This is a genomic window from Halobacillus sp. B23F22_5, from assembly GCF_043497085.1.
GTDB lineage: Bacteria > Bacillota > Bacilli > Bacillales > Halobacillaceae > Thalassobacillus.
In genome coordinates, this window is record NZ_JBIEKI010000006.1 from 156229 (window position 1) to 168530 (window position 12302).

Consider the following 12302-nt stretch of genomic DNA (forward strand, 5'->3'; position numbering starts at 1 on the left):
TGAACATTATGGAGAGCAACTCTAATAATATTAAAGATGTTAAAGAATTCTCTAGTAAATTGTCTGCTCAAATATGGGGGCATCGATTTACTGATGGTCAGCGGGGCCCAGAATATATTTTAGAATTTTTGAATGTGATGAAGGGCACTAGTTATCAATTTGAAAAGGAATCTTATAATAGATATAAAAGTGAGGAATTTAGAAAGTTTGTTTTTGAGGGAGTTAAAGAAGGCAGTAAACGAGATATAGCGAAAGTGGATCAAGAAAAAAAAGAAAAATTAAAGAGAGAAGTAGATGACCCTGAAAAAGTCTCTTATATCCAAGAGTTCTTTAGAAATCTCGAGGTCCCACTTTATAATAACAATGGTAAAAAAGCTGATAGATCATGGTATGCTCGTTCTTTATTTCCATTACACGAGTCATTGCTATTTTTTGAATTACGTAAAAAAAATAAAGCTGTAGACTTTGAACGTAACTTTTTTGCGCGTGGTGGGGAACTATATTTTCTTATGCTCAAGTATGGAACAGAGAACAATTTAAGACAACGTCATTTTATTACGGAAAGATTTAAAACTCTACTTAATCAAAACAAATCAATAGAACATATTGTAGAGAATGTCAAACAAATCCTAGAAGAGGACTATGTAGAAGAGAATAAAGGAGCTTACTTAGTGAAGACCTCTTCTACCCGTGAGTATCCTTATCTGCCTGTGATTGACCATCCTTTATATAAAGAGTTTGCTAATGAACTAGAAAACTTACTTTCAATCAAGGTGGATATGTATGAGATGTTTCAGTTACTTACAAGTTTAGTAAGTTTTCAATTAACTCGTTATATGTATGATAGGGCTAAAATAAAAGAAAATACTAATATACATTTTTTCTTTGACTGTATGGATGGACAACTTCCACAATTATTGAGGCAGTCATCTGATACTTTTGCTCAAAATGAATTAATGATTAAGCATAAATTTGATGAAAAGTTTAATGAATCTTTCCAAGCAATTATGGGAGAAAATTACAGTGATGAAAAATTAGAATACTGGAAAACTCAAAATGGCAACGAGTTACTAAAGCTACTTGGGGTGAGTAAACTTAGTCAGCCTAAACGCTCTCAAATACTCAGTTCGCTAAAAAAGTGTAATAATAAAAGTGACATTTACGGTCAGTTGTATCCAGTAGTGAAAGATATGGTATCCGACCGCTTAAAGAAAGATCAATCAAGTATTATTAAAATTCTTCTCAGAGACGGTGGTATTGGAGGCTTTAGGGCTGGGTCTAAATATAGATACTTTATGTCAGATACATTTTTACAAACTTTAGTCTATATAAACGTACTGCCAAATGAAGACAAAGAGTTCAGCTTTTTCCTGCAAGAACTTTATGAAAAATATGGATTTATCATTGGAGAGCAACAAGCTAAAGATTCAGGAATCTATGAAAAATCTAAATTAAATATTAGTTATTTTAAGAAAAATGAGAAAGCACTTCGCCAAAAACTGAAACAAAATGGTTTATTAGTGGAGTATTCAGATGCTACCGCTTTAATTCATAATCCTTATAATTCAATAAAGCAGGGAACACATAGCGAGGAGGTATTATAATGGTCACACCTCAGCAATTAACTGGCCAATGGGTCCAAACTATACTCCAAGAATACTTTAAAGAACAATCGCGAAATAATAGTGAAAAACTATTTTTAAAAATAAATGGTTTAACTGAAAAAAACATAGAGGCAGTATTAGATTATTTAAATGATAATTTCAATGAACTTAGTAACTACTATACTCCCATTATAAGAACTATTACCCCCGTAGAAGGTTTTTCGCAGTACTCATATAAAGAACATGAGACTAGTATATGGTTACGAAACAATACTAAAAGTGGAGAAGCTTTACTCTTAATAATAAATAATGTTACTAGTGAAGCGCAAAGCTTAGAAAACCTATTCTCCTTAGATGAATCCGTTCTACTTAGTGACGAAGGTATAAAAAGCTTATTCTTCTTAATACAAATGGAATATAAAATAGCTAGCGAAGAAATTAAAATTTTAGAAACATTCCTTGAAATGTACAAAAAAGTTTCTGAGCCTCAGTTGCAGAGCTTAACTAATTTTGTCTCAGCTATATTAAACGATAAACAGGTATCTATGATTAACAAAGTACAATCAAATTTACCTCATCTTAATTGCTTTAAAGATAGTAACCTTCAAGTGGATAAGAAACATATAAAACGTCTTAAAAGTAACTATTTTTTATCTCATTTACAAAAAAATGAAGGTTCCTCTATTGATTTAGAGAAACTGCAGGAAAAGTTTTACACCTTCTTAGATTATGAAGAAAAGAAAAATTGGCCGCATGAGATATGGAATGAAATTAATGTAAATGACTTAAGACAAGAAGTTTTTGAGTTTATTAGTTCTGAAAGTGATAACCTCCTGCATCATGAATATGAAGTGATCAATCAAATCTTTGCCTTCAAGCCAGTTAAACAATCCTTAGGAGAAAAAGTTAGAAATCAGTTTGATGATGAAGATCTATCTAAAGAAGATAAAGAGAGAATTGAACGTGCTTCTCAGGTGGTCGATTATGAAAATGATCCTGATTTTGTTGAGGGTTTTATAGATGATTATCAAGAAATATTAGAATCTGACGGGAAGCTTTTAAAATCCTTAAAACGTTATGTGGAAAAACAGCGTCACTCTTCTGAGTATAATGATATATTGGATGGACTCTTTTATGAAATATATACTTTAATTGAAGATAACTCGGAGGCTTTTGAGGCATCTGAAGAAAACTTGAATTTTTTAGTAAGAGTTAATTCAAAACAAGTTGATGAGAATAGCTCTAGCTTAATAAACTTTTATTTGAAAAATATCAATAACAAAATTCCCTTCTTAAAATTTGATGAAGAGAGTAACAAAGTTGGAAATGAAAAAAATGTTGAGAATATTTCCTTTAGAGTTTGTTTGAATAAAGGCTCTCAACAAATTGATAGTAATCTCTTTACTGTCAATGATTTAAATAAAAGCAGTGCCTTACAGTTTTTTGACCTGATTAGCGAATACAAGGTTCCACATATTAAGCAATTCCTTGAAGAAGATATGGTAGTAGAAGACTTAGTCCAGGTTATCGAGAAGGAGGTAAGCCCTACCTTAAACCAGTTCGATACAAAGACTGTTAATGCGTATGAGAAATTCCTGCGTTTCCTAAGTGACTATTCTTCAATTATGAGTACCATGATAGCAGGTGGTATTTATGATATCGATGACTCAATATTAGAGAGTTCATTAGAAGATCTTTTGTCAAATATATACGAATCAGTTTCTAATGTTCAGAATTTATTCAGTTATATTAATACTATAGGTGTACTAGATTATTATGAAGAAAAACCGTCTCAATTTATACATCCGGTTGAAAGGTTAGTAACTGTATTCAACCCAGTTCGTCTACTGAGTTATATTCATAAAACCAAACAAATGGGCAACGATATTAACGTTTGGATGGAGCAAGCTTCAAAAGGTGAATTGAACGTTAAACAACGAGAAGAATTTCTTGAGTTTTCAACAGAAAAATATCATAAGCTTGCTCCTCGTTACTTTAATAGAGGGGACAATAGTCATTACTTTATTGAAGTCTTTGAGGAGATGGGAAATGGACTGTTCTCATTGGATAATAAACGGTCTACCTATAGTGCAAATGATACGAAAGAAATTTCAAATGAATTAGTCAATGTTACGAAGAATTATCTAGAAGTATTTCCATACGCAAAAGATGGCCTAGATGTTTTATTCTTGCATGTAGATCACTCAGACATTATTACGGAGTCCATAAAGAATTTATTCAAAAGTAAACTTGGTATAAACAAACTAAAAATTACAGCACACAGTACAAATTCTGCAATTTTGCATGATGAAATTAATTCATGGATTGAGCATAATGAAGAATTTGTATTGCCTACTTATGAAAATAAATTTCCAAAAGTAGAAGTCAATGTAATAAATGGAGATAGTATATCCAAAATAGAAAAAGAATTAAATTATCATATGGTGGATGCTGATCTAGTAATCCTGGCTGACTACTTTTCAAAGTCTGGTCAAATAGAGTTCGAATTTAATCGGAAACAAATAAATCTTGAGGATAACTGGTTTAATAAACCTACTGTTGAACCATTGAAAGAAATGGAAGCAATTAAACGATTACCTTTAGAGAGCGAACATTTACCTAAGGTATTAATTGACTTTTATCAAATGCAATATATTGCACATACCAATGCAATACCGGAAGAGGATGACCTCTATATACTAAGTCAAACTATTTCTGCTAATAAATTCAATGAAGGATCATTAATAGATTACATGCATGAGAATTATAACTGGAATATGATCATGGATAGGTTCCTGGATAGATCTTTATTACAAAAGGCTTCTGGAAAAGCACAAATTATTCATTATAAATCTAAAGCAGGTACTAGTAAGCAATTTAAATTACTAGTTTCATCTTCGCGAAATATAAAGCGATTAAATACTGCCAAAAGTGAAACGGAATACTATGGACGTTTGGAGAGGAAACTTAAGCAGCTGTTAAGAGTAAAACAAATTTCAGCACATGGAGAGGTTCAACAAACGGTGGATGAAGTGAAAGAAATTTCCGGTTCACTAGTACTAAAAGCATTAGGGCCTGGTAAGTTTTCGCATGAATTAATGGCTACTTATATATTTCTTAAAGATAATTTGTATGCTGAAAGTTCAGCCGACGAACAGAAACTTCAAATAGTCTCTACATGTGATGAACTGCCGTGGTTTTCGAGAAACAGAGGGTCTAACAAGCGGCGTCCAGACCTAGTCGTTACTAACATTTATAAAAACAATGATAAAATCAACGTGGACTTTAATCTTGTTGAGCTAAAATTTATTCGTGAATCCCTAGTCGATAGAGAAAAAATCGATGCGATAAAACAAGTAAAAGCGGGCATGAGTCTTTATAAAGATTTGTTTTCTTTTGAGGAAACGAACGCAGATAGTGAGTTCTGGAAAGAAGAATTCATTAATTATCTAATAGAAAATAAAGACTATATGCAGTTCGAAGTAGACCTGATTAAAGATCTCCAAAGAGCAAATATGGGAGATATTCAAACTGTTATCACTTCTCAAATAAACATATATTCATATGATTCTTTCCTTGAGAATTATGATGGAAAAATGAGTGATGATGGCGTGTTTACTGACCAAGTTGAAGAAGATGTAACCCTTAACATCTTTAATCGAAAATATATTCTTGATAAATATGGGGTTCCTGATTTATTAGAAGAAGCTAATTATGGCGAATTAAAAAATAAAGAACACGAAGACGAAGATTCTGATCAAGATGTGAAAAATGATGGGGACAAAGGTTATAGTAATAATTCAAATGGTAAATCAGGTAACACTTTGGACGAAAAAGTAGACCGTGAAGATGAAGAAAAAGAAAAGTATGAGGAAAGCGGTCAAAAGAGCAATGAAGAGGTAGAAGACGTAATAGAAGTAAAAGGCGATAGAAGTCAACTTGACGTGATAGCTGCTGAAGACAAGGGTTATCCTGAAGAAGAGGCGTTAAAAAATATTATTTTAGATAGAAATAATCAGGATGAAGATTTAGATGAATTAGTAAATGAGTATCAAAGAATTTTGGTAAGAAATTTGAATAAGAATAGTATACCGGCTAAAATTAAAGATACAGTTATTGGATCTAGTGTAATAAGGATATACTTGGAAATACCAGCAAATCTAGCTCCTGCCACTATTCAAAAGAAGGCGCAGAGTTTACAGTTGTGGTTAAGACTTGATACGGAGCCTACGGTAGGTGTTCATAGGCAAGGGCTCTACATCGATATAAACCGCGTAACCCCTTCTATTGTATATTTTGATCAATTTATGAAAAAAGTCAGAGGGACTTTAAATAATAATATTGAAAAGAACTTGGTAGTTCCAATCGGGATTGATCCATTAAATAATGTCTTAAAAATTGATATGGCTGATTCTATGACTCCTCATCTACTCGTTGGGGGTACTACAGGTAGTGGTAAAAGTGTTACATTAAATTCCATCATTATCGGCTTAATGCTCCTTTATCCAAAAGAACACGTGACTTTTACTTTTATTGATCCTAAAAAAGTTGAATTTGCCAAATATGAAAATATACCTTATACAAATGAGGTCATATATGAATTAGACCAATCTGTTATAAGGTTAGAAGAATTGTGTACAGAAATGGATGAAAGATATTCATTAATGCAAAAAGAATATATGAGTGATATTAAGGATTATAATGAGCAAGTAAATGAAGATAATAGAATGGCTCATAAAGTGATTGTATTTGATGAATTTGCGGACTTTCAATCACAGGACAAGCAAATGGCGAAACGTGTAGAAGAATCAATCAAGCGTTTAGGACAAAAAGGAAGAGCGGCAGGGATGCACTTGATCATTTGTACGCAAAATCCTAAAGCTGAAGTTATAAATACAACGATACGAAGCAACTTACCTGCACGTCTAGCCTTGAAAGTAACAGATGGTTCTTCGTCAAAGATAATACTTGATGAAACAGGGGCTGAAAAACTAGCAGGAAAAGGTGACTTCTTACTAAAAGGAAGTAGCGGTGCCTCAATTAGAGGGAAAAGTCCATTCTTAGAACCAAAAGTTCAAGGTGCTATCTTTAAATATTTAGCAAAAAGTTAAGGTGAGTGCACCTATTCATGAATAGGTGCACTTTTTCCGCGGTAGTTTACTATTGGAGCCTAGTCTCCAACAAGAAAGGGTTGCTAATCATGGCGTTCGGACAACATCAAAGCTTTTACCTTAGGGATAGATGGATTAATAAAGTTTTTAAAAATTTACCTCAAGATGACCGGTTTTTCTATAGGAAGAATGCTTTTGAGAAAGTTGGTTTAGGGAAAAATATGGTAAAATCTTTAAGGTTTTGGGCTATAGCTACTAATCTAGTAGAAGAAAGAATTAGAGAGGATAGGAAAAAGGGGCATTTCATAACAGACTTTGCACAATTTATAAATAAAAATGATCCGTATATACAATTAACAGATACCTTATCTTTACTTCATTATCATATTGTAAGTAGGAGTGAACCTGCAACGACATGGTACTGGTTCTTTAATTTATATAATGAAACATTAATGAATAAGGAAAAAATAACAGAAGATTTAACAACTTGGGTTAACGTTGAGAATGACTTGAATGTATCAGAGAATTCACTAAAAAGAGATGTTGACTGTATGATTAAACTTTATACTGCTGGTCAAGATACACAAGATCCTGAAGAAGTAAACCAGAGCCCCCTTCATACCCTAGAGTTAGTAGAACTAAATAATAATAAAATAAGAAAAAACTTTAAAGTAGGGGAGGACATAGGTTATGCTGCTTTGATGTATGTTCTTTTAGATCATGCCCAAAAAGCAGGGACAGATACCCTTATGGTTGATGAACTAATGGTAAATGACGGCTTATGGGGGAAAGTATTTAATATGTCACGTGCAAGTGTTATAGACTCCTTAAATAAACTGGCTGAGCATCCAAAATATCCAATTACATTCACTCGCACAAATAATTTGGATACTATCAGGCTTCCAGAGATATCTGCACTTGAATTTCTTAAGTTCGAGTATGAAAGAAAGGTGGAAGTTGTGGTATGACCATAAAAACAAGCATTAATGTAAAATTTGATTTTGCTAAGAGTGAGTTATTTGATACTTATCTCCCTACACCTTCTCATGCCGAAGCGATGAATGCACTATTACGGGGGATAAATGGTGGGGGTCAAAAATCTCATATTATCTTAGGGCCATATGGTACAGGTAAGTCATTATTAGGTACGCTTATTGCTGGTATGGCCTCCAAACAAATTGAGGAAGATGCTTATCAAACATTAATTAATAAGTTTGATAATGTAGATGAATCTATCTATACCCAATTAATTAAAATCAAGGAAAATAAGCAAAAGTTATTACCAGTATTTCTAAATGGTAACGAGGGTAGGTTTAGAGATGCTATATTATCTAGCATTCTTAATACCTTAAAGCAGAATAATATATCAATCACTGTACCTGGAGTTGTTTCAAGGATAATCTCTACTGTTGAAATGTGGGAAGATGAATTTCCAAAGACTTTTAAAGAATTTAAAAAGAAGTTAAAAGAGGATAATAAGGATTTTGAATTATGGCGCTTAGAAGTATTGAGCTATAATTCTAAAGAAATTGACTGGTTTAAAAATGTATTTCCTATGTTAACTGCTGGTACTTCTTTCTTAAGTTATGAGACAGAAGACTTCACGGGACAGGTTAAATATGTATTAGATGAATTAAAAAGAAATAATTTAGGTTTGATTGTCGTATATGACGAGTTTGGTAGGTTTCTTCAAAGTTTAAATACAGACTCAATAAACGAGACGATGCAAGACTTGCAGGATATAGCAGAGCTATCAAATGATCATAATGGGAACTTACATAATGTATTTATCGCCCATAAAAATTTGCGTCAATACTTTGCTCATTTATCAAGAGAGTTTCAACAAGAATTTCAACGTATCGAAAAAAGATATGGTGTTTATTATATTGACAATGATCGTTCTACCTTTTTAAGACTTGGTCAGCAAGTTATTCAACAATATAAAGTGAGCCCACCTGCTAATACTACCAAAGAGATAAAGGAGGACGTACGGAAGTACCCTTTATTTAAAGAATTAAATAATACAGAAATCGAGCGGCTAGTTGTAAAAGGTTTTTACCCCATGCATCCGGTAGCAACGTTCTTATTACCAGAGCTTTCAAAGGTTTTTGGGCAGAATGAAAGAACCTTATTTACTTTCTTAGAAAGTGATGTTAGTGGTGGACTTAGAAATCACATTAAAAGTAATAGTAATATTTATTTGCCTTATCAATTATTTGATTATTTTTTTCAAGATATAGATAAGCTTGCAACTCAAGAAGATAGTTCTAGTGAATATTTAACCTTATATAATAGGGTAAGAAATAAGACCACTTTATCATCTAAAGAAGATAACTTACTGAAGTTATTGTCTATTTTAAAGATAACAGGGAGTTATTCTAAAGTTAAAGTATCAACTGAGTTTCTGTCTTTTGCATTTAGTGAAGATGTGCAAACTGAGTTAAGGAGTCTCGGAGATAAAAAAGTCATTCGTTTTAACTATGTGCAAGGATACTGGGAAATATACGATGGCAGTAGTATTAACTTAGAGCAGGCCATTGATGAAAAGTACAGTGAAATAAGACTCTCATATACAGAGTTACAAGAACGTTTGTTATCTTTACTGAAAAAGAAATTTTTCTTACCAAGTGAATACAACCATGAAAAAAGCATGACGAGGTTTGCTAAAGTTAATTTTATTGTTGAAACAGAAATTACCAGCGATAGCAAAAATAAGATAGTAAATGATCCATATAGTTCAGATATGACAATAAACTATCTTATACCTATTATTTCTTCTACAGAAGACTTAATAAATAAAGCTAAAGATTTTTCTGATCCCTCTACGTATTATGTGATTGATAACCAACTCGCATTTTATAAATTAGAAAAAGAAGTTAAGCTTTGGAAAGCTTGTGAGCTCTTACTTGAAGAAGAAAGTTTAATTAGAGAGGATCCAGGTGTAATTGAAGAATTAGAATATGAGATCGAGGAGCTAAAAAACAAATTATATAAGAACATCAAACAATTTGATAACTTAGCTAAAGAATTAATTTGGGTAAGAGAAGGCGAAGTCTTCACCATAACTGATCAATTGCAGTTAGAGAATAACCTCTCCAAATTAATGTTTGCCTTATATCCTGATACTCCAGAAATATTAAATGATTCTTTTAATCGTAGGACAATAAATAGGGTTCAGAAAAAAGCTGCTATCGATGTAATTAACGCAGTCTTAAATACACCTGAATATGAAAATGTAGGAATACAAGGGACCGGTCCAGATTATCTTATATATGCCACAATATTTAAAAATAATGGTGTGAAAGTAGATGACTTAACTAACATTAAGAATAATAGCTTGAAAGATATTCGAGAGAATCTAAGTGCTATTATTGAAAAAAGAGAGGACGCTACCTTAAAAGACCTAATTGATGTGATGACAAAACCTCCTTATGGGATAAGAAAGCCTATTGTTCCTGTTTTGCTAACAGGGTTACTTCGCGATAAATGGGAGTATTTGGTCTTTTATAAAAATGATATGTTTATAGCAGGTTTAAATGGTGAGATTATATATGAAATGATAGAGGATGAACCAGAAGCTATATATGTAAAATATTATAGTTTTGACGAAACGTCTAAAGAATTCTTTGAGTATATCTCTGATTTATTCTCATATTATATACATGAATCGATGAAGAATAAGCCGCGCTTTCTTCAAGTTACAAGTGCGTTATTAGAATGGTTGAGAAGTTTACCAAAATATGCACAGCTTACCGAAAAAATAAATCCTTCAGTAGTAGAGTTTAAAGAAACGATACGTTATGCAGAAATTGATCCTAATAAATCGTTAGATTATCTAAAGGAAAAATGGTTAGAGAATAGTTCTTTCATTAATTTATATAAGAAAGAATTAGAAGCCTTTACTGATGAACAAGCTAATCAAATTGTTACTTATATACTTAAACAGTTAAGTTGTGATAGTTTCTCTTCTTTATTAAGATGGATTAAAAAGGAATATAGTTTCCAACAAAAGACTAATCCTTTGATTTACTCCATTATTAACTCTAATACCGATTCAGAACTAGCTGAAATGGCTTCGAATGAAGTGATTGGAGTTTCATATAAAAACTGGTCCGATGTCACAGCTAAAGCTTTTTATGAACAAGTAACCAGGTATGTAGAGAGTATTTATGATTATCAAAAAGAGGGCATAGAGGTTTCTTATAATGGTAAAATAAAGACTATCAGACAAGTTGAAATGTCTCCGAAAACGCAAACCTTATACAAAAATGTTCATCGTATTTTGAAGAACGGTGGTCGGACAGTCTCTAATGATGAAATTGAAACGTTAGTATTTCAATTGATGGAGGAATTTGTAGAGTAACTAGGAGGGGAATGCATGACACAGACAAATAGAAAGCCAGTCCATATTGCTATGTTTAGCGGTGGCGCCTCGAGCGCATATGTAGCGTACAAGATGGTCCAGGCACACGGGAAAGAAAATAGTATGTTATTCTTTACCAATACTTTATGGGAAGATGAAGATAATTATAGATTCATGGATGAAGTCTCTGAATTTATTGGAGTAGAGATGACAGAGGTTATAGATGGAAGAACACCAGAGGAAGTCTTTTATGATTATCAATTTTTAGGTAATTCTAGAGTGGCTAAATGTTCCGAAGAGCTTAAAGTGTACCAGACACTTACCTTTTTAGAGGATTTAAGGGATGAGCAAAACTTAGAACCTATTCTTTATTTTGGAATTGGACCGCATGAAAAACATAGAATGGAAAACTTACAAAACTTTTATGCTCACCATCCACTAGAGCCAGTAGAAACTCGCTTCCCGATGGTCGATACGTATAGAGAAGATATCGATGTAAAAAGTATTATTGAAAATGAATGGAATATTAAGTTACCAAGAATGTATGACTTAGGTTTTTCTCATGCTAACTGTGGAGGGCGTTGTGTTCGAGGTGGATTAGGGCATTATGCGCGGCTTTACAAGGTGTGGCCTGAGAGATATAAAGAACAAGAGGAAATGGAAGAACGCTTTAGAAAATACTTTGATAAAGATGTATCAATTTTAAAAAGAAAAGGTAAAAGGTTCACTTTAAAAGAATATCGGGAAATTATGGATGCTGAAGGTGTAGAAAATTATCTAGATATTCAAGACGACACTATTCCTTGTGTGTGTTCTTTCTCTTAATCCATAATTTTTGATGTTAGAAATTACTTTAATTTGATTTAAATTATAAGCACTTTCCTCTAAGCGGTATTTGAGGAGAGTGCTTATATTTATTTAACTGGGTTAATAACTGAAAAACACCTCCATTTTTGTTTAGAATTTATCCTTCTATTATTTTTTGTATTTTTTTATAAACAGGAACAGGAGATTTTATAAACTCGTCAAGTAACTCTTTTGTTTGATTACCAAATTCATCAATAATAATAAGGCGATTCTGGCCTTTATCTAATTTATGATTATTGCAGTTGAAATGAGCCACTTATGCGGAGTTTTGAGCCAGTCTTTGCGGAGAAAAGAGCCACCCTTTGCGGAATGCATTGCCACTATAAATAGAATAGAGAAAGGCCTCCTGTATAATTA

At 32.5% G+C, this 12302-nt stretch carries 5 protein-coding genes; all 5 read left to right on the top strand.

Annotated features, from left to right (window positions below; translation table 11 throughout):
* Positions 1-8 precede the first annotated feature (8 nt).
* The 5 genes from ACGTN9_RS11075 (at position 9) to ACGTN9_RS11095 (ending at position 11903) form a co-directional block, all read left to right on the top strand.
* The gene (locus ACGTN9_RS11075) at positions 9-1604 is read left to right on the top strand and encodes a hypothetical protein (protein ID WP_499592739.1); all 1596 of its coding nucleotides are present in this window, start codon (positions 9-11) and stop codon (positions 1602-1604) included.
* Entirely contained in the window at positions 1604-6715 is a 5112-nt protein-coding gene (locus ACGTN9_RS11080; protein WP_499592740.1) for an FtsK/SpoIIIE domain-containing protein, read from the top strand. Before ACGTN9_RS11075 ends, ACGTN9_RS11080 begins: the two co-directional genes overlap by 1 nt.
* 89 nt (positions 6716-6804) lie before the next feature.
* Positions 6805-7683: a DUF4007 family protein gene (locus ACGTN9_RS11085; protein WP_499592742.1), complete on the top strand. Its 879-nt coding sequence runs from the start codon at positions 6805-6807 to the stop codon at positions 7681-7683.
* Positions 7680-11078 carry a hypothetical protein gene (locus ACGTN9_RS11090; RefSeq protein WP_499592744.1) on the top strand — a complete coding sequence of 1133 codons (3399 nt, stop codon included), beginning with the start codon at positions 7680-7682 and terminating at the stop codon, positions 11076-11078. The genes ACGTN9_RS11085 and ACGTN9_RS11090 overlap by 4 nt, the downstream gene beginning before the upstream one ends.
* 15 nt (positions 11079-11093) lie before the next feature.
* Entirely contained in the window at positions 11094-11903 is an 810-nt protein-coding gene (locus tag ACGTN9_RS11095) for a hypothetical protein (RefSeq protein WP_499592746.1), read from the top strand.
* Positions 11904-12302 lie beyond the last annotated feature (399 nt).